Source organism: Nitrosomonas sp. Nm132 (assembly GCF_900100485.1).
Classification (GTDB): Bacteria; Pseudomonadota; Gammaproteobacteria; order Burkholderiales; family Nitrosomonadaceae; genus Nitrosomonas.
Window position 1 is genome coordinate 22,588 of sequence record NZ_FNDH01000004.1, and the last position, 24,769, is coordinate 47,356.

16 protein-coding genes are annotated in these 24,769 nt (G+C 45.6%); 11 read left to right on the forward strand and 5 right to left on the reverse strand.

The genetic code is table 11. From position 1 onward, the window contains the following. Positions 1-21 precede the first annotated feature (21 nt). From BLP80_RS02545 to dnaA, 4 genes are all read right to left on the reverse strand, one after another. Entirely contained in the window at positions 22-405 is a 384-nt protein-coding gene (locus tag BLP80_RS02545; protein ID WP_090539843.1) for an ATP synthase subunit I, read from the reverse strand. A 360-nt stretch (positions 406-765) separates the two neighbouring features. Continuing rightward, the gene (gene gyrB / locus BLP80_RS02550; RefSeq protein WP_090539845.1) at positions 766-3,174 is read right to left on the reverse strand and encodes a DNA topoisomerase (ATP-hydrolyzing) subunit B; all 2,409 of its coding nucleotides are present in this window, start codon (positions 3,172-3,174) and stop codon (positions 766-768) included. 65 nt (positions 3,175-3,239) lie between these two features. After that, positions 3,240-4,367, reverse strand: coding sequence for a DNA polymerase III subunit beta (gene dnaN, locus BLP80_RS02555; RefSeq protein WP_090539847.1), 1,128 nt, complete (start codon positions 4,365-4,367; stop codon positions 3,240-3,242). Positions 4,368-4,571: 204 nt separating this feature from the next. Beyond that, entirely contained in the window at positions 4,572-5,948 is a 1,377-nt protein-coding gene (dnaA, locus tag BLP80_RS02560; RefSeq protein ID WP_090539850.1) for a chromosomal replication initiator protein DnaA, read from the reverse strand. Between the two features lie 379 nt (positions 5,949-6,327). On the opposite strand from dnaA, the gene BLP80_RS02565 reads away from it, so the two are divergent. The 6 genes from BLP80_RS02565 to BLP80_RS02590 all read left to right on the forward strand — a co-directional run bounded on the left by BLP80_RS02565 (position 6,328) and on the right by BLP80_RS02590 (position 14,312). Further along, complete coding sequence (locus tag BLP80_RS02565; RefSeq protein WP_090539852.1) at positions 6,328-7,596, forward strand: ABC transporter ATP-binding protein; 1,269 nt, start codon at positions 6,328-6,330, stop codon at positions 7,594-7,596. Then, complete coding sequence (locus BLP80_RS02570) at positions 7,596-9,437, forward strand: GNAT family N-acetyltransferase (RefSeq protein ID WP_256324922.1); 1,842 nt, start codon at positions 7,596-7,598, stop codon at positions 9,435-9,437. The genes BLP80_RS02565 and BLP80_RS02570 overlap by 1 nt, the downstream gene beginning before the upstream one ends. 87 nt (positions 9,438-9,524) lie before the next feature. Continuing rightward, positions 9,525-10,709, forward strand: a complete 1,185-nt coding sequence (locus BLP80_RS02575) for a glycosyltransferase family 4 protein (RefSeq protein WP_090539853.1) — start codon at positions 9,525-9,527, stop codon at positions 10,707-10,709. After that, positions 10,675-11,460, forward strand: a complete 786-nt coding sequence (locus BLP80_RS02580) for a PIG-L deacetylase family protein (protein ID WP_176754243.1) — start codon at positions 10,675-10,677, stop codon at positions 11,458-11,460. The genes BLP80_RS02575 and BLP80_RS02580 overlap by 35 nt, the downstream gene beginning before the upstream one ends. A 32-nt stretch (positions 11,461-11,492) precedes the next feature. Next, positions 11,493-11,747 carry a hypothetical protein gene (locus BLP80_RS02585; protein WP_090539858.1) on the forward strand — a complete coding sequence of 85 codons (255 nt, stop codon included), beginning with the start codon at positions 11,493-11,495 and terminating at the stop codon, positions 11,745-11,747. 477 nt (positions 11,748-12,224) lie between these two features. Beyond that, positions 12,225-14,312 (forward strand): HAD family hydrolase, encoded by a 2,088-nt coding sequence (locus BLP80_RS02590; protein WP_090539860.1) that lies wholly within the window; start codon positions 12,225-12,227, stop codon positions 14,310-14,312. 240 nt (positions 14,313-14,552) lie between these two features. Here BLP80_RS02590 and BLP80_RS02595 read toward each other — a convergent pair whose 3' ends face one another. Further along, positions 14,553-17,687, reverse strand: a complete 3,135-nt coding sequence (locus BLP80_RS02595) for a glycosyltransferase (protein WP_090539862.1) — start codon at positions 17,685-17,687, stop codon at positions 14,553-14,555. Positions 17,688-18,129: 442 nt separating this feature from the next. On the opposite strand from BLP80_RS02595, the gene BLP80_RS02600 reads away from it, so the two are divergent. From BLP80_RS02600 to BLP80_RS02620, 5 genes are all read left to right on the forward strand, one after another. Then, positions 18,130-19,050 (forward strand): glycosyltransferase family 2 protein, encoded by a 921-nt coding sequence (locus BLP80_RS02600; RefSeq protein WP_256324923.1) that lies wholly within the window; start codon positions 18,130-18,132, stop codon positions 19,048-19,050. Continuing rightward, complete coding sequence (locus tag BLP80_RS02605) at positions 19,043-19,924, forward strand: NAD-dependent epimerase/dehydratase family protein (protein ID WP_218120350.1); 882 nt, start codon at positions 19,043-19,045, stop codon at positions 19,922-19,924. Before BLP80_RS02600 ends, BLP80_RS02605 begins: the two co-directional genes overlap by 8 nt. 204 nt (positions 19,925-20,128) lie before the next feature. Then, complete coding sequence (locus BLP80_RS02610) at positions 20,129-21,868, forward strand: type I secretion system permease/ATPase (RefSeq protein WP_090539866.1); 1,740 nt, start codon at positions 20,129-20,131, stop codon at positions 21,866-21,868. A gap of 144 nt (positions 21,869-22,012) precedes the next feature. Continuing rightward, the gene (locus tag BLP80_RS02615) at positions 22,013-23,365 is read left to right on the forward strand and encodes an HlyD family type I secretion periplasmic adaptor subunit (protein WP_090539868.1); all 1,353 of its coding nucleotides are present in this window, start codon (positions 22,013-22,015) and stop codon (positions 23,363-23,365) included. A gap of 2 nt (positions 23,366-23,367) precedes the next feature. Then, positions 23,368-24,723: a TolC family outer membrane protein gene (locus BLP80_RS02620; protein WP_256324924.1), complete on the forward strand. Its 1,356-nt coding sequence runs from the start codon at positions 23,368-23,370 to the stop codon at positions 24,721-24,723. Positions 24,724-24,769: the final 46 nt, after the last annotated feature.

The following is a 24,769-nucleotide window of genomic DNA, read 5'->3' on the forward strand; positions in this document are numbered from 1 at the left end:
ATTATTTGTTATCTAATTTTGTCATTTAATATCTTTAGAATCATTTGGTACAAATAAAGCCATGCTAAAGATAATTACTGTCATGATAAATACCCCGATAAACGCGGTTGGATTAACTTCTTTATACGCTGCAAATACAGCCCAAAGAGAAGCTATTATTACAATGATTTTTACTGCTTCTGCTCTTAAAGCCGTGCGTATCGCGCCACCCGCTGTATATCCTTTATGACTCGAGATTATGAGTGCATAGATTGTAGAAGACATTACACTGACCATTCCTCCAAGGAATCCCGAAACAGCACCATGTAACCCTAATATCCACCCAAATACTAGCGCCATAAATGCTGTTAACAGCACTTGCCAGCGGATCACTACGTGCAGTGATCTATTTCTTATCCAAGGCATATAAATTATTACCCTCGCTCAGAACCGAAAAAGTATGCAGCTACACGCTCATATAAAAGAACGCGGATTCTACCCTGCTTAGGCCTCATCAGTCAACGCAGAATGATTCAATTTCTTGATATTTTTAGTACTATTAATATGAAATAGGCAGAGATCATCTGATAGATTCCAAAATATTTAGCGGAATAGATCAAGCATTTTTCGTTTCAAGCGCAGTAATCGACTTTCAACCACAAGGTGGTTGAAAGAAATATGGTAATGTCAATGAAAATGATGATTTCTATATTCCATATAATCAGTTATATATAATTGTTTTTCTGAAAGAAAGTAGAAGAAGTATGCCATTAAAACGAGTTTCCTCTACACGTCAAGATTAGTTACTCGCAATGCATTTTTTTCAATGAACTCTCTACGTGGCTCTACTATATCACCCATGAGCGTTGTAAAAATTTCATCAGTGAGAATACTGTCTTCAATTTGAGCACGTAACAAACAGCGGTTAGCGGGATCCATAGTGGTCTCCCATAATTGTTCTGGATTCATTTCGCCTAATCCTTTGTAACGCTGAATATTTACCCCTTTTTTTGCTTCTTCCAACAACCAATCAAGCGCTTCCTTGAATTCACTAATCGACTGCTTGTCCTCTCCGCGCTTGACTATTGCATGATCATCTATTAAACCGCCAAGAACTTGCGCTGCTTTTTTTATTTGTGAGAAATCACTACTTTGCAGAAAATCCTGATCAAGATAGCTGATCTGAACATTACCATGATATACGCGAGTTATCTTGAGGCGGAATCGCTCAAATACATCATCGAATTCTGCAACGATTTCAACATTATGAAGTAATGAAGTGAGCTTGGTTGCACTATCCAATGCTGACATCTCATTACTTAAATCGATATCTGGTTGCTTTAGCAGGGCGTACAATACGGCACTGTCAATAAGCCGGCTCATCCGTTCGATAACCGCTTCCGCCAGCAAATACTCGCGAGCAATATTTGCCAGAGTTTCTCCTGTAAGAGGGGGTTTGCTTTCATGAGTATAAAGTTGAGCATTCGTTAACGCTAACCCTAGCATGTATTGCTTCAGCTCATAATTATCCTTGACATAGCGCTCTTGTTTACCATATTTTATTTTGTAAAGTGGTGGCTGAGCAATATAGATATGTCCACGCTCAATCAATTCAGGCATTTGCCGATAGAAAAATGTCAGTAACAGTGTACGGATATGCGAACCGTCGACATCTGCGTCAGTCATGATAATGATACGATGATAACGCAGCTTGTCCGGATTATATTCATCTTTACCAATACCTGTTCCAAGGGCTGTAATCAGCGCAACGATTTCCTGTGAGGAAATCAATTTGTCAAAGCGAGATTTTTCGACGTTCAGTATTTTACCTTTGAGCGGCATGATTGCTTGAAATTTCCGGTCCCGCCCTTGTTTTGCCGAACCACCAGCAGAATCCCCCTCCACCAGATAGAGCTCACAGAGCGCTGGATCTTTCTCCTGGCAATCAGCAAGCTTTCCAGGTAACCCCATGCCATCTAACACCCCTTTTCGCCGGGTTAATTCTCGTGCTTTTCTGGCAGCTTCGCGGGCTCTCGCTGCATCAATGATCTTGTTACAGATTGTTTTAGCATCGCTCGGGTATTCCAGCAAAAACTCCGACAGTTTTTGTGCTACGATTTCTTCTACGACAGGGCGCACTTCAGATGACACTAGCTTCTCTTTGGTTTGTGAAGAAAACTTAGGTTCGAATAACTTAACTGATAACACACAGGTCAAGCCTTCACGCATATCGTCACCTGTGGTATCAACCTTCGCTTTCTTAGCCAATTCGTTTTTTTCAATATAGCTATTAAGCGTACGCGTCATCGCAGCACGCAAACCAGTCAGGTGAGTGCCACCATCCTTTTGGGGAATATTATTGGTAAAACACAAAACTTGTTCGGTGTAGCTATCATTCCATTGCATCGAGACTTCCACTGTAATATTTTCCTTCACGCCCCTGGCATAAAAGATGGCAGGATGCAAGACAGTTTTGGTTCGATTGATGTATTCGACAAAATTACGAATACCACCTGCAAAAGCAAATACTTCTTCCTTATCGTTACGTTGATCAATCAGTTTAATTTTGATGCCATTATTAAGAAAAGAAAGCTCACGTAATCGCTTTGCGAAGATGTCATAGTGAAAAGTTATATCACTGAAAATTTCCTTATTTGCCAAGAAATGAACTTCAGTTCCATGCTTTTCAGTTTCACCGGTGACCGCGAGAGGTGAAAGCGGCACACCTTCATGAAATTCTATATGATGAATTTTCCCTTCTCGGCGAATTGTCAGGCGCAGCCACTCAGATAACGCATTCACTACCGATACGCCGACACCATGCAATCCTCCAGATACTTTGTAAGAATTATCATCAAATTTTCCGCCTGCATGTAATTCAGTCATCACGATTTCTGCAGCCGATCGTTTTAGTTCATCATCCCGCTTTATTCCAGTGGGAATACCTCGGCCATTGTCGTGCACACTGACAGAGTTATCAGAATGGATGATCACGGTGATTTCGTCACAGTAGCCTGCCAATGCTTCGTCGATCGCATTGTCGACGACCTCAAATACCATGTGGTGTAACCCAGTGCCGTCACTGGTATCGCCGATATACATACCAGGGCGTTTACGAACAGCATCAAGTCCTTTTAGAATTTTGATGCTATCTGAATCATATTCACGAGATTTGTTGAGGGGGTTTTCGCTCATTGTGCTTGATCACTTTTAGTAATGCTTGTTGAAAAAATTTTTTGCCGAATAGTTTTGAAATTTTTTTATAGTCGCATCGGCATTACAACATATTTAAAATGATCATTCCCTGGAATGGTAATCAAAGTACTGCTATTGGCATTTTCAAAAGCACATTGAACGTTATCACTATTGAGATTATTTAGTACATCCAATAGATAAGTAATATTAAAACTAATATCAATAGTATCCTGGTTATATTCGATTTCGAGATCATCTTGAGCTTCTTCTTGTTCACTATTCTTGCAAACAATACTCAATGTGCCGTTTGAAATAATCAGTCTTACACCACGAAACTTTTCACTTGCATTGGAGAGGATGGCAACTCGTTGCAATCCTTGCAGAAAATTCAAGCGATTTATATTGAATTGCTTAGTATTATTTTCAGGAATAGCGCGATTGAAATCGGGGAATTTCCCTTCAATGACTTTGGAAAACAATACCGTATCAGAAAAGTCAAAGCGTACTTTTTTTTGAAAGATTTCTATGATAATAGGTTTTTCACTATCAACAAGTAACTTTGAAAGTTCCAGCACTGTTTTCCGAGGAATGATGGTTTCCTTTCTCTCCCATTGATCTTCCAATTCAATAGAAGCATAGCCAAGACGATGACCATCGGTGGCGATCACTTTTAGGTGCTTACCTTCGACTAACAGTAATAAGCCATTTAGATAATAGCGAATATCCTGTTGTGCCACTGCATATTGGACCAAGTGCAGAAGATTTTTAAATTCTTGTTGCTGAAGTGTCAGTGTGATCTCAGGCACGTCCTCTTTAGCCATTCTCGGAAAATCATCTGCAGGAAGTATTTGCAGACTGAAGCGGCTTTTCCCCGCGTTTATTTGTAGTCTATTTTCGCGTTTTGTTAAGGTAACTTCAGTATTAGAAGGAAAAGTACGCAGGATATCTAACAGTTTTTTTGCTGAAACGGTGACTGCGCAGAATTCCTGAACGACTAATGTTTCAGTACCTTGTGAAGTTGAATACGTTTCGATTTCTATTTCGAGATCAGTGGTTACAAAAATAATTTTTCCACTCTCTTCCTTGATTAGCACGTTGGAAAGTATTGGCAAGGTATGGCGCCGTTCGACAATTCCACTAACTGCTTGCAAAGGTTTGAGCAAAAGATCCCGGTTGGCTTTTATTAAATTCATATTTTAAACTTTAATAATAGTATATAAATGCAGGTCAATTCCGGTATATCTCTAAAAATAGATTAAATATCAATCATCTGAATAAAATTTCTGCCCGGTATAAGATGACGACTTGACTTGAATAATTTGTGGATAAAATAAAGCAATTACTTTTATTTCGAGTTATCCACAAATTATTCAGATTTTTCTCACAAGCTATCGGCATCAACCGCGAAGGATGTGTAATAAAGCATTATAATCACGACTTATCGTGGGATCAGAAGCTCGTAATTCCGTAATTTTCCGGTAGGCATGCAATACAGTCGTATGGTCCCTTCCGCCAAAAGCTTCACCAATATCTGGCAAGCTTAATTGCGTAAGTTCTTTGGCAACGGCCATGGCAATCTGTCTGGGCCTTGCCACGATGCGCGTACGTTTTTTAGAGTACATTTCGGCTACTTTGATTTTGTAGTAATCAGCAACGGTTTTTTGGATATTCTCGATGGAGATTTGGCGGTTCTGGACAGCTAACAAATCCTTCAATGCTTCTTTTGCCAGCTCCAAGGATATAGGTTGGCCTATAAAGCGTGAATAAGCCAGTATTCGCTTCAGAGCACCTTCCAGTTCACGAACATTCGAGCGGATATGTTTAGCAACAAAAAAAGCGACGTTTTCATCCAGAGCGATTTTTTCTATTGATGCTTTCTTTAATAGAATAGCCACACGCATTTCTAGTTCTGGTGGCTCAACCGCAACCGTTAGGCCCCAGCCAAACCTTGATACAAGACGTTCCTCTAGCCCCGAAATTTCTTTTGGATAGCTATCACAGGTGATGATGACTTGTTTATGGGCTTCGACGAGTGTATTGAAAGCATAGAAAAATTCTTCTTGTGTGCGATTCTTGCCACCAAAAAATTGCACATCATCAACAAGCAAAACATCTAGCGAGTGATAATACAGCTTGAATTTATCAAATGATTTATGCTGGTAGGCGCTGACCACATCAGAAACATATTTTTCGGCATGAACGTAGCGTACCTTTGCTTCGGGATCGTTTGCTAAAACATAATTACCAATAGCTTGAATTAAATGCGTTTTACCTAAACCAACGCCACCATAGATGAATAACGGGTTGTATGCGATCCCGGGGCGTTCAGCAACCTGAATGGCACCCGCACGGGCAAGTTGGTTAGCTTTGCCGGTAACAAAGCTATCAAAAGTAAAATTTGGATTAAGATGACTGGCGTTTCTTTTTTTCGATGCAGGCTTGGCAGCAATGGTTTGGACAGAACGGTTGCTTACATTTACATTGTGTAGGTTTTCATCATTAGAGGTTTTTGCTTCAGCGGTGTTTCCAAGTATTAATTGAAAGTGAATTTTCTTGGAAAAATGTTGCTGAGCCATTACCTCAATATGAGGTATGAAATTGTCTTTAACCCACTGCAGCACGAATCCATTTGGCGCAATCAATACTGGTTGATCGTCACAACCCTCGGAAGTGTCTAATTGTAATGGTTTAATCCAGGTATTGAATTGCTGAGCATTGAGCTCTTTCTTGAAGTGCTTAAGACAGGAGTACCAGAAAGTTTCTATTGCCTGCATAGGTGGAAGATTCTAGTTAATCTGAAATTTATTTTAAACTGCAATTTTTTCATGGGGTATTCTACACTGTTGTTTGAAGACGCGCCGAAACCTCATTTCTAATTATCAATAACAGATTGATAATTAGAAATAAAATCAGGGTATTTCCACTTATAAAGATGAAAATGGATACCAGATTTTTGGGAGGTCACTGTTTTGTGGATAACAATAGTATAATAGAGGACTATTGATTTAGTCTTTTTTCATGTGGTAATCAGTTTGCTTCCCCTGTTATCAATATCTTGTTGATCAAAAACGAAACCGCTTCTCGAGTCTTGCTGCCAGTGCTCATGACAGCTGAACGAAATTCTGATTTAAGAAAACATATAAGGAATTGTTGATGAGCTTGGATGTCAGCCCAATATCAACATCCTTACAACCTGCCGTCCATACACAGGGACTGGGTAAATGTTATCAGCTATACGCACAACCTAAAGATCGTCTGAAGCAGTTCCTATGGCGGGGAAGACGCCGATATTTTCGGGAATTATGGGCGCTACAAGGAATCAATCTGGAGATCATGCCGGGCGAAGTAATAGGAATCATTGGTCGCAACGGTTCGGGTAAATCAACTCTGTTACAGCTCATCTGCGGCACATTAACACCAACCTGTGGCGAGGTACGGGTAAATGGGCGTTTAGCCGCCTTACTGGAGCTAGGAGCTGGATTCAACTCAGAGTTTACCGGGCGTGAAAATATCTGGTTGAATGCTGCCATTATGGGGTTGACCCAAGAAGAAATCGCAGATCGGATTGAACAAATTATCGATTTTTCAGAAATCAGGGATTTTATTGATCAGCCGGTCAAAACCTATTCGAGTGGAATGTATGTGCGATTGGCGTTTTCAGTAGCGGTGAGCATTGATCCTGACATTCTGATCATTGATGAAGCACTTTCAGTCGGAGATGGTTCATTTGCACGGAAGTCGTTTAATCGCATCATGCAGTTGAAGGAAAGTGGCAAGACGATCTTGTTTTGTTCCCATTCGCTTTTTCAAATCGAGTCGCTGTGTTCTCGGGTGCTTTGGATCAATCAGGGCAAGCTTATGGCAGAAGGAGGTGCAAAGAACGTCGTGTCAGCTTATCAGACGTTTTTAGACAGAAGTGTACTGGAGACAACCGAGCAAGCCTCTGCCCCCGAAGAGGAGGTTGTGTCGGCTAATTTGCCCCATACTGGCGGATATGTATACGGGCATGCGCGTCTAGATAAAATAGATATTCAGATAGATGGGGGAATGGACAGTAACGCTATAGTCAAAAGTGGTCAATCAACAGTTGGGGTGAAAGTATCGTTTGTTTCCGATCCCGCGGTTCCCTGCCCAACAGTTGCGGTTACCCTCCATGCCATGGATGGGCGGATGCTGACAAGTGCCGCTACCTGGGAAGATCATGTCACGTTGCAGCGTACCTTGAATGGATCGGGGCAGATTAGTATTGCTTTTGAACAATTGCCTTTACTCAAAGGGGAGTATTTAATCAGCGTCTATTTGCTTTGCGAGCAGGGCATACACCTCTATGATTCAGCAAATGGTGTAGCTACCTTACGTGTACAGCAGGAAGGCAGGTTACAAGGCTATTTCGCAGTACCACATACATGGCAAGCCAATTAATGAAAAGTAATATTCTCCAGTTGGCACAGATGTTAGTTTCAGATACACCTGAAACATCATCCACAAAAACTAACGATGGCATCGATTTGCAGCCTGAGGCAACATCTCCTTATAAAGATCTGACCTTTCCTCTCAATGTTTATGCGCACGCTTTACTGTTACAAGAAGGGCGAGTGGATTATCTGCATTACGGATTGTTTCAGGAGGGCCAAACAAATCTCGGGGTGGCGCAGCAATATTTGACGAATTTGCTTTTGAGCCGCTTACCTTCCGCGCCTTGTCGTATCCTGGAAGTAGAAATGGATTTGGGAACGATTTTTTCTTTATTCACCCAAAAAGGCTATCAGGTCCACGGTATCGTCCAGGAGGCTCAACAGATTGCACAGATACATAAGCGTCTCGGTACCCAAGCACAAGTGACCTGTCAGCGATTGCAGGATTTTGAAGCACCTTCGGGCAGTTTTGATGTCCTGCTATTTCAGGAGTCCAGCCAAGATATCGAGCCCTTGGTCATTTTTAACAAAGGGCTCGATTTGCTGCCTGATGGCGGGAGTTTGCTGATAGTCGACGAATTTTCCTTACGTCGAGTCGAGGCTAGTGCGGAGGGATTGCATCTGCTCAGTGATCTGCTGGCATTAGCCAATCGCCTGGGATTTGAGCTGGTCGAGCAGCTAGACTTAGCTGATATGGCTGCACCCACGCTGGCTTATTGGCTTCGCGTGACAACGCTCCAGCGGGAACGATTGATGAATGATCTTTCCTTGAATGCTGAGTACCTTGCACAATTGGATGAATTTAATCGGAAATGCCAAGAAAAATATGCGTGTGGGCGATGGGGTTATGCATTGTTGCATTTCAAAAAAAAATCGAATCCTACGTGGCGTTTGCGTTTGCTCGAAGAAAATCAGGCTCCTGACATGCTTGCTCTGTTTGAGCGGATTTTTGGCCATAGCATGTCGTCTGCGATGTGGCAATGGAAATATGGTGGCGGGCGAGGCCGTGCCATAGGGGTATGGCGTCAAAACCAGTTGGTTGCGCATTATGGCGGTATGACCCGAAAAATCCTGTTTTTTGGCCAGCCACAAACGGCAGTACAAATTGGCGATGTCATGGTGGATAGCAAAGAGCGGAGTGTACTCACAAAAAGAGGCCCTTTTTTTCTTATGGCGGCTACCTTTCAGGAATATTTTGTTGGCTACGGCAAATCCATTTTAACCGGTTATGGTTTTCCGAATGAACGTGCTATGCGCGTTGCAGAGCGCCTATGTTTGTATACGAATGTTGGATATATGTCGGAATTCGAATGGCCCGCGTTGAAAGGAACACCACGATGGCTGACGCGATTACAGGCAGTGGATAGCTCAAACATTGAGGAAGCCTGGATCGTTACAGCTATTGATGAATGTTGGCAGAAAATGGCGGAAGACTTAAGAGAAGCATTGGTCGGGGTGCGTGATTGGCGTTATTTACGGTATCGTTATCTCGATCACCCCCATCAGCGTTACCAGATCGTATTGATAGTCAACCGTTTTGATGGAAAGAAACGAGGTTTGCTTGTAATGCGGCATGATTTGGAAAGTAGTGAAATCATGGATTTAGTTGCGCCATTACGAGAAATTCCGCTATTAATAGTGCACGCAAGAAGACTTGCTAAAATCAATGGTTGCAGTAAGGTGTTTTGTCGCATTACGGAAAACTTTGCATCCTGTTTTATCACCGCCGGTGGCATAAGGAAAGAACTGGAAATGGCTATTCCTGCTCCTATCTGGAGTGATGCCCCAGCACCAGAGATGATGCATAATCTCTGGTGGCTAATGAGTGGAGACGCTGACTTTCGTTGATTAGGCTTGCTCCCAGCTTAAATTTCTGAAACATGTTTATTTTTTTATTGTTAATGGTACTCATAATTAGGTTTTGGCAGTGAAGCTATGAAAATTCTCATGGTTACGCGTGAATCCCAGGCTGATAAACGTTACGGCCTGGGGCGAAGCTTGATACCTTTGGTAGAGGAACTCGGACGGCGAGGTTATTCGGTTGGTTATCTCTGCCGGGAGGACTGTGGGCAACGTAGCGAACATCTATTTAGAGGCCTCCACGCTGTGCTCATTCATCTATTCCAACGAATGTCTGGTGCAACCGCGGATACACCAGCTGTGTTGTGGGCTTTACTGGAGCGACTCAATATGGGGCGTCTGGCTGCCAAGGTAGCGACTTGCCAAGGGTATACCCATGTCCATTGCCATGATCCCTGGATTGCTCTGGGCTTTAGGCTGTTTTGCCTTTTGCGTCTGAGTAGAAGAATATTTTGGGGTGTGACAGAACATGGCTTTGGTTGCTATGCCCAAGCAACTCACGAAGATGGCGGACGGCAGGGAACTACTATGATGTACAGATTCCGCCGACTGGAGGCAGCAGTTCTCAAGCGTGCTGACTGGGTGATATCCCCCACTTTCAGCGGGATTGGACAGCTGGCACGTGACCTCTGCGTTTTTCCAATCCCCGCTAGTTGGCATGCTGTGCCACACGCCCGACCCAAAATTACGCACTACGGACGTGCTGAAGCTCGCCGGTCCTTGGGATGGTCAGACGATTTCTTCTATGTCTTAGGAGTGGGTCGGCTAGCTCCGTTGAAGCAATTCCCCATGCTAATTCAGGCTTGTGCTATGGCCAAGACACCGCGTCCGGTGAGACTCGTGATTTTAGGTGAGGGTGATACTAAATATCTGCACCATGTGGGGGTCGAAGCTGGATTGGGGCAAGAGATTATGTTCGGAATTACTGACAACATTGGTCTTTATCTCGCTGCGGCAGATGTTTACATAAGCACTTCATCCACAGAATCTTTTGGTATGGCTAATTTAGAAGCCTTGGTCGCGGGTATTCCGGCGGTGTGTACTGCAGTGGGTGGTGTGCCTGAAGTTGTGGGCGCTGGAGCTTGGCTGGTATCGCCGGAGGTAGCCGCGGTAAGAGAAGCTATTGAAACCCTGGCAAAGAATGATACTTTGCGGTCTTGGCTATCCAAATATAGTATGGAGAGAGGGGCAGGTTGGCCCGATATTACGGAAATTGCACGACGCTATGAAGAAATTTATCGACAAGCTGAGAAAACCTAACTTAGCCGAATTGTCGCTATGCCCCCTGCCAACCCCCTTAATGGTGCCAGAAGGACAGAGAGTGCTCGTCTTTGCTCCTCACCCCGATGATGAGGTACTAGGTTGTGGAGGAACTCTGGCATTGCTGCAGCAAGCAGGTTGCGAGGTACGGGTGGTAGTGGTGACCGATGGTGGGGGAGCTGGCTTCATCTCTGATCCTGATACGACGACAAAGCGCAAAGCTGAGTCCACAGAGGCTTTGAGCTTGCTTGGTATCAGTGCGCCCCAATTTCTGGATCAGCCTGATGGACAGTTTGTGTCTAATAAGCATCTCGTTGTCGAGGTAACTAACTTGATCGTTTCAACTCGACCAGATTGGCTTTTTATTCCATCACCACTAGATTACCATCGTGATCATGTGAGTATTAGCGAATTTCTTTTAGGGTGCATCTGGAAAAGTGGATATTCGCCGCGAATTTTTCTTTATGAAATTTGGTGCCCATTACCGATTACTCGCGTGGTTAACATTAGTACGGTTATCTCTCTAAAAAAAGCGGCCCTTGCCTGCTATCGCATTCCCCAAAACCACAGAGATTACCAACTTGCTAATTTGAGCTTGGCAGCGTTCCGAGGATTGCTGGTGCAGGGAGCAGAAGCACCTGTTTTTGCCGAGGGCTTCGTCGAATTGGAGATTGCGCAAAGTGGTGGGCGCTTGCATCAGACACTGCTTAATTTGCGACTACAACTAGAATCGTTGCTGGGATCATCCTAAAGCTATTTTTAAGGTGATTGATGCTAAGAATTATGGAGAATCGCAATTTTTTTGCGAACAGCTACCACCATCACCATGTAGATATTGGCCGTGTGATCCATCTCAAGAAACAAGCAATTTCGAAGGATGCATTGCCACTCGCTCATTGTGATTACCTCTCCCCCAGTATTGGGCTGGCCAGCTATCTTGGCCTTTATCTTCCTAAAAAGGAAGGACCTAACTATGCGGAAGTATTTGTCGAAGCCGAAAAGAGGGCAATGTGGAAAGGATACTACAAGCAATGCTAAGCTTGCACTTCTACCCTGAATCATTTTTAAGGGATTGATTTAGCTAATTTTTTGATCTTTTTCTGGCTGACCCCGAAATTAAAACATGTTTTGAGAAAAACGGTCTTTCTTTCCTTTTAACGTAAGAGCCTTTATTCGCTGCATGAACCCTATCCAGCATTATCTGATGAAGAATATCTGAATTTTCTAGATATTGGGTGATTCACTGCGATATTGATAATGGAGCACACCTTAATAAATCTCTAGAATATGTCACAGTTTATTCGAGTAGGTAACTTGTCTGTCGAAACCAGTCGCATCTGGAATATTTTCTGATCCGATCAGATACGAGTTTGATAGCCGGCTAATCTTATTTTTAACCGGTAGAGGGCAATAAAATTATAATTTAGAGAATAGTAAAATCTTAATGCAAGTTAACTATACTCATCACACTTCAAAATTTGGCAGCTATACCTTCTCCCGCTGGGAGAAGGTCGGATGAGGGATTATAAAAACCGAATTTTGAAGTGTGATGAGTATAGTTCAAGAAAAACACACCCAGCAGTTTTTGCCAATCATCTTATGCACATGATTAATCGCCAGTTCTCCCGTAAGGTACTAAGATACTACCGAACCTATGGCTTGCAAGCGACAATAAGACGTATAGTTGCTGAGACGCTCAATTGGGTGCGTCGGTCTTTTAGTCAAGCACAAGCGTCGTATTATCCTAAATTTGATCGGCGCCTACTGATAGCCAAGATCGAAGATCCGGAAGTCAAACTAATTATTTTCGATATCTTCGATACGCTTGTCACACGCCCTCTCCTAGATCCAGAAAACACCAAACGATGGGTTGCCCGATGTTTAAATTCTGAACGCTACCCGGAACGTCGACATGCAGCAGAAGCATCTTTGCGCACGGAGGCTAAGCATGATGTCAGTTTGGCTGAAATTTGTGCTGAATATGTTCGCCTGTTTGGCAATGCGGAGGGTGAAGCAGCCTATTTGCAGGCACTGGAAGAGTCGGTGGAGCTAGCCCTGGCTTTGCCGCTGCCGAATATGCTCGAGATGATAGATCTGGCAAAGCGAGCCGGTAAGCGAGTCGTCCTAGCGAGTGATATGTTTCTGTCAGAAGATATTTTGCGACAGATATTGGGAAAGTGTGGTGTAGAAGGCTATGATGCTCTCTACCTTTCGTCGAGGGTGGGTAAACGTAAATCTACCGGGGCGCTTTATCATCACATCATGGAAAGCGAAGGTGTTCTCTGGGATCAGATCGTTATGATTGGGGATCATCCGCTTTCGGATCAGCTTATACCAAAACAGCTCGGTTTACATGTTATTCCTCTGGAGAGTCCTTTGGCAGTGGCAAGCTATTTTCCACGCTTGAAAGGGTGGGTGGAAAAAATCAAATTTGGCGGCTTGCCGACCGATGAGCTGGTGTTAGGCAATATCGTGCGTGCTTTCTTTCAAGTACAAGCTGACGAGTTTGTGTTAGACCGTGCATCACTTACCCAGCGCGGGCGCTATGGCATTGGTTACGCTATTGTGGGACCGCTGTTAGCAGCATTCAGTGAATGGTTGTCAGCGCAAGCCAGTGCTGATGGAATTGATCGATTGTATTTTCTCGCTCGAGAAGGTCAATTGATGAAAGATGTATATGATGTGCTGACGACCGGTCTTGATACACCTCAGTCAGAATACCTTGTGTTATCAAGGCGAGCCATTTCTGTTGCTATGATCCGTTCACGTGAAGATATCCTTGCAATTGCGAGTACGGATTATCAGGCAAATTCATTAGCTGAATATTTACTCCGTCGCTTTGGCTTGGATTTGAATGAAGCTGTGCTGGCAAAACTGCATCGCCAAGAAATTTGGCTGCCTGAACGTCGGGTCGAAATTCATGCTGGTCAGATCGACGAAGCTCTTATAGCTGTGCTGGATGCATTGGCAGACGATATTTATGATAGAGCAGTTATGGAGCGGGGCCCAATGTTGTCCTACTTGCGACAGGCTGGTCTGATGGAAGGTAAGGTTGCGCTGGTCGATGTAGGCTATGCTGGTACCATTCAGGGTAGGTTATGTGAATTACTGGAGCGAAAAATCCAAGGCTACTACATGGTAACGCGGGCTGCCTCTGCCAGTGTCCGTGCGCGCCACGGTGTGCGCCTTGCTGCTTGTTTTGGAGAAGAGCTAGCCATACCCGATGAATCTCCCCTGCTGCGCTATAACGTTCCCTTGGAAATGCTGATGGGATCCGATGATCCACAAATCAGTTATTATCGCTGTCAGAATGATCAGAATGTAGTGGGGGTCTACGCCCCTTTGAGTGAGGACGAGAAAGCTTCAATCCCCTTGCGTCGCGAACTGCGGGAGGGGGCAATGGCTTTCGCGCGTGATTACCGGGCTATGAAAGATGCTAAGCTGGGCGAACTTCGCATTGACCCAAAAATGGTGGTCGAGCTTTTCCGCGACTTCTGGGAAGGTGCTTCTGCGTCAGAACGTGCTCAAATCGTAAGTATTGCCGCTGACGATCACTATTGTGGCATGGGGATCGTGCATTTTGCGACGTTTCTGCCGCGCTGATCTAGTTAATCGCCCCTGAAAAAGTCCGCTTCTTGGAAAGAAACGGGCTCCTGTCGAATTGCAAAAAATGGGAAACGAATCCAGCAGCTGCCTTGCAATATGCTGGTAAACACGACCCATGTGAAAAGTTCGCAAAAAATAGTAGTTTTTGAATTGCTCCTTGCGATTCCCATCCCAATATTCTCGTTTCTTCCTTACATCTTCAATGGTTGAGGATGTTTCAGGAACAACCACTGAGAATTAAGCTGACTTCCCTTTCGCTTGCACGGACAACTGTTTGCGAAAGCTCTCCATCTGTGCAAGTAATGCAGCAGGGGGAGCTTGATCAAGTACCAAGCCATAACAATAGTTTGCCGCAGCTTCAGCAGGTGCACCCAGGTTAAAGCAGCATAGCGGCACTTCACAAGCGATTAGCTCGTGTGCAACGTAGGAGAACGTTTCAGGGCAAATTGATGGGAACAAGAAAATATTTGCACCCGACTTTTCAATAAGAGAAGGCAACATAGCCCGCTCATAGCGCCCCGTCACATTTAGGCAAGCTGCAGAAAAATTGGGAATTAGGGTGCCGATTACCGTCACCCGGAAGGGCAAAAGGCGAGAATCGATTTCCTCGCACAGCTGCTTGACAATATTCCAACCCTTGTGCCAGGCAATCGATCCAACAATACCAATATGAAGGGGTTTATCGAGATCGACCGCAATGGGGTGATGGTGAAACTGCTTCATCGAATGGGGTTGAACGATGATCTTTTCTACATATTCCGGATAGATGCGAGCAAAAAGATCGCGGGTACTATTAGAAAAAACAATAATATCATCTACTACTGCTAACGCCTTTGCCCAAGCCATGCGCCACTCACTAATCGACTGGGCGCCAATAGGAAAATCCATATGCAATTGGTTAAAGCACCGATTACAAGTCGCGATATCGGGCAGTCCACAGAAATTCCTTTCACTGTCGATGAGAAATAGGCTGGGGCAAAGCATGAAGAAGTCATGCAGGGCAATCCTTAGGGGAACTTCATTCATGAAGGCTGGCTCATTTGCTAGCCAATGCAGAAAGTCCATCGGCCGGCGAAAAGAATAAAGATTGTTAATTAATACGCTTTCAGGCTGAATACCGGTGAGGACTCGACCCCATGCACTGTAGTCACTGAAATTTAAGATAAAACGCTCATCATGTGACAACCATTCAGCGCGCAATTCACCGGTACGGAAATCATCGAGCAAGTGTAGCACGGGTATTCCTGCCGTAAGGGTATTATCGATTAATTCGTGACTGTAAGCGTATGCTCCACCCTCGATCACATTGTCGATTACAACCAAGGGGCAACGATCAGCTTGTTGCGCCAGGACCATGAGATACATGAAGTCGCGCAGCGGACGAATCGGGTCGCGCCGGATGAAATCCTCGTAATATTCGAATAGTCCCGGATGGCGCTTTCGTAAAATTGTCTTATTCCGGTTTGCTAGCGACTGGCGTTCCTGTGACGAGAATGAGCCGCCATGTTTGTGATGTATGAAGAGGTTGGGTACCAGCACATGGTGGTAACCCAATTCACTGGCCCTTTGACACCAATCATTCTCTTCGCCGTATCCCTTGCCAAAAGCTGGGTCGAATAGGCCGATACGCTTTGCGGTTTCCAGTCGAATCGCCATGCAGAAGCCGACTCCGGAGGAAATTTCGATAGCTTGAACATCCTTAAGGCGGGCGAAGACCTTATCCACCTCTACTGCTGTCATCCTCATGGGAAGGGGGTTATCGACAAAAAAATGAGGAAAACTGCAAATTGTTCCCGCATTTGTAAAAGGGGTGACACTTGCCGTTTGCGGATTGACAAGAATAGGTGCAAATAGGCGTTCCAGCCAGAATGGAGGAACTTGCACATCGGAATTGAGTAAGACAAAATCATGCTGGACGTATTCAAAGAGGCGATTTACTGTGCCCACAAAACCCAGATTACTTGTATTTCGCAACAAGACGGTTTCGGGAAGATCATGCAAACGTTGCTCAAGCCAAGGCCACACACGCTCGTCTGTGCTTGCATCATCACATATGAGTAAGCGGAAGGGAGTACTCGCCGCGCGCTCGAGACCATCGAACAGCGGTTCAAGAAATTCAAACCCATTGAAGATCGGGATCACGATATCAACGCTCATCGGGAGAGGTGAGAATTTCGGGGGTTCATTATACATAGAGGGTGTGGCAGCGATCGGTAATAGGGGCATTTTGAGCGATGCCTCTGCACTTTGAGCAGCAAGAGATAGCTTGCGCCGAGCAGGTGCTAGCTGCCCTGTCAAAAGCCAGCCAATCACCTGCAAACGCCAGCGCCAACCTAGTAAGCAAAATCCGTGCAAGGCCCGCTTGGCTTGCCGTGCTACAGTGGCAGTTCTACGCAAGGGACTGGTCAGGCGCCACGAGGAAGAATTTTCATAAAGTTCGATCGATGCAGCATGGGCCTGCTGGGCTTCATTCAGCATGCGTTTCAAATCCTTTACCTGGAATTCTAAGGGATCGTTATTCGATGCAGCATGGACCTGCTGGGCTTCATTCAACATGCGCTTCAAATCCTTTACCTGGAATTCTAGGTGATCGTTATTAGCCTGCAGCTCCTGAAGTTTGGGCCAAGCGCGCGCCCGTCCAACCACGTTATAAAAAATGGTGGCATCCATGCGAGATTGCCACTTTGCACATACGCTGAGCTCGGCTGCCCTGGCGTGTTCCGGATCGCCGGTCAAAGCGAATCCACTTCCTCCACCGATGCGATAAATTGCTGTTACTTGATCTACAAAGGTGAATTCACCATATTGGGCAACTTGTATCCAGAAATCCCAATCCTCGCACAGATCCAATGTCTCGTCGAAGCGTACCTCTGCTGCACGCACTCGGCTCCGGAATAACACAGCATGGATCGGTAAGAAATTGTTTAGGTAAAGAGAAAGGGTATCAAACGGAGTGGCGAATTCATGCAGCAAGTGTCCATCCGGATTCTCTGCGCGGACACGTGAATAAGCCGCAACAGCATTTGGATGAGAGGATAAAGCTTTTACGAGGCTCGCTACATGATTAGGGAGTAATAAATCATCATCGTCTAGAAAGCCCAACAGATCACCATTTGCTGCATCCAAGCCCGCATTAGCTGCCGCACTGCGTCCTAACAGGCATCCAGACTGATTAATCAGGCGAAGAGGAAAGCGACCACAACTTAGGCCAAGATCGGTATGATTACCCCCTTTAGCGTTGACTACAATTACTTCGATATGCGGGTAAGCCTGGGCCGCTACCGAATCAAGCGAGGCGCTGAGTGTTGGGCGATCGATACTGCGGATGATAATGGTCACCCTCGGGAAACTTTCTGGGTAGGGAATGTTCATGAGGTATTAACGAGCAGATTGGCTAGATTCAGACTGAAATATAATATTTCAAAATAGAATAACCTGATGCGTGATCAGGCTAGATTTAATGGATTTCTGACTTAACGGGATCATTATACGCAACATAATCAAACTTTGGCACTGGTTGCGCTTAACCCGATCGATCGAGCTGTGATCAATTAAATCTGCCCTCGCTGAAGTTATTCGTTAGAACATTGGTAAGAAATCAGTTAAGTTAGAAATCCGTATGAAAAATGATGTTATTCGATATATTATGCGCTTGTGAGCAGTAGAAAGAGACTAAAGCGATACAATTCAATAATGAATATTATTCGGAAATAGTACTGTTTTTTGATGATGTACTGATGTCAATTTTATCCCCTCTGTTATTCAATTTGATTTAATAGACTAAAGGTATTTTTCTCTTTTTAGAATAGAAAGATTGAGTAGATTGTATATTTCCGATATTAAATCTGTATCGTTAGTCATAGTTAACTACAATGCCGGTAGCTTGCTTGCGGATTGCCTTCAAGCGGCACTAGAGCAAGCCCAGCACGTGATTGTGGTCGACAATGCTTCCTCCGATTCAAGTCTGGTTGAGCTAGAAAAAAGGTTTCCAGCGGAGCATCGTTTGCAAATCATTCGTCTCGATAAAAATGTGGGATTTGCTGCGGGTTGTAATATTGGCCTGAAAGCAGCCACAACACCCTTTATCTTGTTTTTGAATCCAGATTGTATGTTGACACCCGGCGCTGTGGTGCGCCTGATGCAAGTGATGGAGGCAGATAGCCGAGTGGGTATGGTTGGTGGGCAGTTACTCAATTCAGATGGGAGTGAGCAAGGCGGTAGCCGGCGCGCAATCCCGACTCCCTGGCGTTCACTGGTGCGAGCAATAGGACTGCATCGCTTGGCTAAATATTGGCCACGCCTTTTTTTTGATTTTCATTTACATCATCAGCCGTTGCCGGAGAAACCGATTGAAGTCGAAGCGATCTCAGGTGCGCTAATGCTGGTGCGCCGGGAAGTCATCGAAGAAGTTGGCGCCTGGGATGAGGGCTATTTTCTTCACTGTGAAGATCTCGACTGGTGCATGCGTTTTCGACAGAAAGGCTGGAAGATATTGTTTGTCCCCGAAGTGCAGGTATTGCACTACAAGGGCGTGTGCAGCCAGGCCCGCCCTATTTTTGTTGCGTGGCATAAACACCGGGGGATGGTGCGTTTTTACCAGAAATTTTTTCGCGATCAATATCCTGGTATTTTGATGTGGCTCGTTACTGTGGGCGTATGGGTACGTTTTGGGGCAGTTGTGGCCTTTCACACGATCAGTCATCTTGGCAGTCTATCGGGATTACGACGTGGCTGACCGATGCATGGGGGTATTTGGCGCGACCAGTTCTGTTGGAAAGTGCGTGTTATCGTTGTTAGCACAGCATGGCTGGCAGGCCGCAGCATTTTCCCGCCAGCAGATTGAAGCGGAAATCATGCTACAGAGCCCGGCCGTGGCCTGGTATCAGCTAGTGTACGGGTTTTCTATGGAAAAGGGTGATAAAGAAATAACCTCATGGTTATATTTAGCGCCGATCTGGACATTGCCGGCTTACTTCGATTTTCTGGCAGCACAAGGGGCACGACGGATTGTGGCATTGTCTTCAACGAGTATTTTCACCAAAGATGATTCTTCTGACAGTGGGGAAAAAAAGTTGGCGCAACGCCTCGTAGAAGGAGAAGCAAATTTACGCGCATGGGCCGAACAGCGCGGTATCACCTGGATTATTCTGCGCCCGACACTCATTTACGGACAAGGTCGGGATAAAAATATTACTGAAATAGTCCGATTTATTCGTCGCTTTAAATTTTTTCCCTTGCTTGGGGGCGCGCAAGGCTTGCGTCAGCCGGTTCATGTAGAGGATGTGGCCGCCGCTTGCGTTGCAGCATTTTTAGCAAGTAATGTAGCCAATCGGGCTTATAATATCAGCGGCGGGGAGATAATGAGTTATCGTGAAATGATCAAACGGGTCTTCAAGGTATTGGATCAGCCGACCTGTTTGTTAACGATACCTCGCTGGACTTTTCGATTGGCAGTCAATATATTGCGGCGATTACCCCGTTATCGCCACTGGACAGTGGCGATGGCCGAGCGAATGAATCGTGATCTGGTGTTTGATTGCTCGGAGGCATCGCGTGATTTCGGCTATACACCCAGGCCATTTCTGCTGGTGAAAGAGGACCTGCCTTGATGGCTGTTTAGAAAAATATTTTTCCCGGGCGAGAGACATTACCCATAGCCTAATAACTTCTCTGCTATAAAAGCAAAAGTAAACTTGATTTTATAGTCAAGCCAAGTAATATTCCGCAACGGATAGATTTTTACATGACAGGGCAACTGATTTTTCTGGCATATTGGGTGTCCCGGAAATTCTGTTGCACATTAACATTTTCACATGAAAGCAAAAAATACGCCTTATAACGAACTTGCAGAGATATTAATCAGTTTTAGGCGCGCATTTCGTACTGTTGGTGTTTTCAGTGCAGTCATTAATTTGCTGATGCTGATGCCAGCTTTATACATGCTGCAGCTCTATGACAGCGTATTGACAAGCCGCAACGAAATGACATTGTTGATGCTGACGTTGATCATGTTAGGCGCTTATGTATTCATGGGCGCTCTGGAGTATGTTCGCAGTTTTGTTTTGATACGGGTGGGTGCGCAGTTTGATCTGAAAATGAACAAGCGTGTGTATACCGCAGCTTTCGAGCAAAGTTTGCGACAAGGTAATAGTAATGCGGGCCAGGCTTTGCAAGATTTGACTAATCTACGCCAATTTCTGACGGGTAACGCCTTATTTGCTTTTTTTGATGCACCTTGGTTTCCGATCTATCTTCTGGTCATTTTTCTGTTTAATGTCTGGCTGGGTGTGTTTGCTTTGTTAGGCACGGTAGCCTTGGTGTTGCTTGCCTATATCAACGAAAAAGTATCACATAAACCGCTTGCTGAGGCCAATGCCATGGCAGTCGCCTCGACGACGCTGGCTACCAATAATTTGCGTAATGCTGAGGTGATCGAAGCAATGGGCATGCTGCCCAATTTGCAAGCGCGTTGGTACAAACTCCATGGTAAATTTCTGAATTTACAGGCAGAGGCAAGCGAAAAATCAGGGGTGGTCAGCGCGCTTAGCAAAGCGACTTCGGTTGCATTGCAATCACTGATGCTGGGACTGGGTGCACTGCTGGTACTCGATGACAGTATTTCTCCTGGCATGATGATTGCGGGTTCAATTTTGCTGGGTAAGGCGATTGGTCCGGTACAGTTGCTAATCAGCGTCTGGCGGCAATTTGGAAATACTCGCAGCGCCTATGAGCGGCTGACAAAATTACTCGAAGAGAATCCTGACCGTCAGCCTGGCATGGCCTTGCCCAAACCGAAGGGCATCGTGTCGGTTGAAAATGTCATAGCAGCCCCGCCCGGCTCAAAAGTACCCGTTATCAAGGGATTGACATTTGCTCTTGCGGCCGGAGAAGTATTGGGTGTCATTGGGCCAAGCGGCTCAGGCAAATCTACGCTTGCGCGCTTGCTGGTTGGGGTATGGCCTGCTACCGCGGGGAAGGTGCGGCTCGATGGCGCAGATGTATACCAGTGGAATAAGGATGAGCTGGGGCCCCACATTGGTTATTTGCCTCAGGATATCGAGTTGTTTGCTGGCACCATTAGTGAAAATATCGCGCGTTTTGGTGAGATCGACTCTGAAAAGGTGATTCTGGCAACTAAGCGAGCAGGGGTTCATGAAATGATTCTGAGCATGCCTAAAGGCTATGATACGTTGCTGGGAGATGGCGGCGGCGGCCTTTCCGGTGGACAGAAGCAGCGTATTGGTCTGGCGCGCGCTTTGTATGGAGATCCCTCACTGATTGTGCTCGATGAGCCCAATTCCAATCTCGATGATGTGGGTGAGCAAGCTTTATTGGCGGCAATTATTGATTTGCGCAAGCGGGGTAAAACGATCGTAGTGATCACCCATCGCACCAGTATTATTGCTGGGACCAACAAGCTGCTGTTATTGCGCGAAGGTGTGCTTCAGATGTTTGGGCCAACTAATCAAGTTCTGGCTGAATTAGGTAAACAACAGCAGCAGGCGCAACAAGCGCAATTAGCACAACGGCAGGCTAAGGAACAGACTGCTTGATCAGCAGTGAATCCATGCGCAAAGAGGCAGGTTCCGGTTTGGCATCATTCACATGACTGGCAAACAGAGAGGTGTATAAAGCCGCCACGTATATGTTTAATGATTTCTTAAGTACGTAACCGTGCAGGGATAGAATAGAAATATATGAAGCTCATAAGTCAAAAAGATTCGACAGCGACTGAGGCTGCGGTCATAGATGCCGTAAGTCCGGTCCAGACGGATGAAACAACCCATGCTCGTTTCGGCTGGTGGATCGTTCTGGTTGGTGTCGGTGGCTTTTTGCTATGGGCAACCTTGGCACCGTTAGACAAGGGGGTGCCGCTATCCGGATCGGTGATGGTGGCGACTAATCGTAAAGCAGTGCAACATCAAACGGGCGGCATTGTGGATGATATTCTGGTGAAGGAAGGGGATAGGGTCAAGGCCGGTCAGGTGCTCGTGAAGATGAATGATATTCAGGTTAAGGCACTGGCAGAAGTAACGCGCGGTCAGCTCATTACTGCCAGAGCTGTCGAAGCGAGGTTGATTGCCGAGCGGGATAATAAACCTGACATTGATTTCCCCCCTTTTCTGCTTTCTTCAGTAGATGATTCCCGCGCTATCGGTAGTGTCGCGTTGCAGAAACAATTGTTCATTTCACGGAACGCGGTGCTGAAACATGAATTAGCCGCGGTGGATGAAAATATTGCAGGCCTGAGCGCTCAGTTGCGTGGCTTGGAATCTTCTCGCGGGAGTAAGGAGCAGCAACTGCAGTTTCTGAAAGAGCAGCTTGATAATATGCGGGAATTGGCACGAGAAGGCTATGTACCGCGAAATCGTGTGCTCGAGCTAGAGCGTACGCATGCCCAGTTAAATGGCGACATGTTTGCGGATACTGGCAATATCGGTCGTATCCAGCGGCAGATTTCAGAGCTTAATCTGCGCCGAATCCAGCGCCTGGAGGAGCATCAGAAAGAGGTCCGGCAACAATTGACGGATGTGCAGCGAGAGGCGGAAGCGCTTAATAGTCGACTATTGGCGCAGGATTTTGAATTGGCTAACGTTTTGGTAAAAGCGCCGGTTGATGGTATCGTGGTGGGGATAAATATCTTCACGCGCGGCGGAGTCATTGGACCAGGGTTTCGTATAATGGATATTGTTCCAACAGAAGATTTACTGGTCATTGAAGGGCAAGTGCCGGTTCACCTTATTGACAAAGTACATGCGGGTCTTGACGTGGATTTCATATTTACAGCCTTTAATCAAAATAAAATCCCGCGCATATCCGGGTTTGTGACGCATGTGTCGGCGGATCGTTTGATCGATGAGCAAACGGGCATCCCTTATTACCAGTTGAAAGCCAAGGTAACACCGGAAGGCATGAAATCGCTTACTGAATTTCAAATACGCGCAGGAATGCCCGTGGAAATTTTTGTAAAAACCGGCGAACGTTCGCTGATGAATTACCTGTTAAAACCCATTCTTGATCGAATTCATACCTCGCTTGTGGAAGATTAGCCGTGTCACTGCGCTTGTTTAAGCCATCCCTGTTATCCGTATGCGCTGTTACCTTGCTGTGGCAGGCGGGGGGCATTCAGGCAATAGGCTTATTAGAGGCTTATGAAGCCGCATTGAGGAATGACCCGACATTTCGCTCGGCTATTCATGAAAATGAAGCGGGTCAGCAAGCGATTGCGCTTGGCCGGGCGGGCCTGTTGCCAACCTTATCCGTTACTCATATGCAGGGGATGAGTCGGGGTACACAAAAGATTGATGATAACAATCGGCTTACTCCCGATAAATCAGATCTCGATTTCAATAGCCAAGTGACGACCCTTACATTGCGGCAACCGCTTTTGAATATGGAAGCAGCGGCTGCTTATAATCAAGGCTATGCACGGGCTAATTCCAGCCAAGCCAAATTTATGGGCCAAAGCTATGAGCTTGTCGTGCGATTGGTGGAGGCCTATGCGAAAACGCTGCTTGCTCAAGATCGCCTGAGCCTGGCAAAAGCACAGAATAATGCGTTAGAAGAATTAAAACGGGTCAATGAAAACATGCTGAAGCGAGGCGAAGGTACTCAGACGGATGTGCTTGAGACACAATCCAGGCATGCTTTGTCAGAAGCTCAAGTGATTGAGACGCAAGATGAACTGGATGTTGCCCGCTTAGCCTTAGAAAAAATAGTAGGGCATGAGGTGGCGCAGCTTGATTCATTATCCAGCTCTTTTAAAGCACAACCGATTCATCCACCTGATTTTGAGAGTTGGCGAGAGATGGCGCTTGAACGCAATGCTGAACTGGTGACCCAGCGGCATATCGTGACATCCAGTCAACTTGATGTGAAAAAAAGTCGCGCGGGTCATACCCCTCGCGTTGATTTGGTCGCAAGCCTGAACAAACAGAATTCTGCATCTTTTATTGTGCCAAATCGTGATGCAACTTTTGCCAGCGTTGGTGTAGAAGTCAGCTTGCCCTTATATGCAGGCGGGAGAGTCGTTGCCACCACCCATCAGGCGCAAGCGAATCATGCACGTGCCCAAGCTGATTTGGATGCAATGAGTGATAAAGTTCTTGTGGAATTGCGCAGACAATATCAGCTATTGCAAAGCAGCATTAAACGAATAGAGTCACTGGAACTAGCGGTCGACTCAGCGTTTTTGCTGGTGCAAGCCACCAAGAAAAGCATTCAGGGAGGCATACGTATCAATCTTGATTTGCTGGACGCGCAAAGCCAGCTTTTTTCCGCACAGGTTGATCTGGCGGAAGCCCGGTATAATTATCTGCTTGCCTATCTACGATTACGGTTAGTGGCGGGCACGCTGATTCTTGATGACCTAGAAAAGGTTGCCACCTATTTCGTTGCAAAAAATTAATCATCCTAGCCTTGTCAGCTTGACTCGCAGTTTGGAATGCATTGTT

Coding starts and splice junctions, on each gene's coding strand:
- BLP80_RS02545 (WP_090539843.1), bottom strand. CDS start 405: ATGCCTTGGATAAGAAATAGATCACTGCACGTAGTGATCCGCTGGCAA.
- gyrB (WP_090539845.1), bottom strand. CDS start 3,174: ATGAGCGAAAACCCCCTCAACAAATCTCGTGAATATGATTCAGATAGC.
- dnaN (WP_090539847.1), bottom strand. CDS start 4,367: ATGAATTTAATAAAAGCCAACCGGGATCTTTTGCTCAAACCTTTGCAA.
- dnaA (WP_090539850.1), bottom strand. CDS start 5,948: ATGCAGGCAATAGAAACTTTCTGGTACTCCTGTCTTAAGCACTTCAAG.
- BLP80_RS02565 (WP_090539852.1), top strand. CDS start 6,328: ATGAGCTTGGATGTCAGCCCAATATCAACATCCTTACAACCTGCCGTC.
- BLP80_RS02570 (WP_256324922.1), top strand. CDS start 7,596: ATGAAAAGTAATATTCTCCAGTTGGCACAGATGTTAGTTTCAGATACA.
- BLP80_RS02575 (WP_090539853.1), top strand. CDS start 9,525: ATGAAAATTCTCATGGTTACGCGTGAATCCCAGGCTGATAAACGTTAC.
- BLP80_RS02580 (WP_176754243.1), top strand. CDS start 10,675: ATGAAGAAATTTATCGACAAGCTGAGAAAACCTAACTTAGCCGAATTG.
- BLP80_RS02585 (WP_090539858.1), top strand. CDS start 11,493: ATGGAGAATCGCAATTTTTTTGCGAACAGCTACCACCATCACCATGTA.
- BLP80_RS02590 (WP_090539860.1), top strand. CDS start 12,225: ATGAGGGATTATAAAAACCGAATTTTGAAGTGTGATGAGTATAGTTCA.
- BLP80_RS02595 (WP_090539862.1), bottom strand. CDS start 17,687: ATGAACATTCCCTACCCAGAAAGTTTCCCGAGGGTGACCATTATCATC.
- BLP80_RS02610 (WP_090539866.1), top strand. CDS start 20,129: ATGAAAGCAAAAAATACGCCTTATAACGAACTTGCAGAGATATTAATC.
- BLP80_RS02615 (WP_090539868.1), top strand. CDS start 22,013: ATGAAGCTCATAAGTCAAAAAGATTCGACAGCGACTGAGGCTGCGGTC.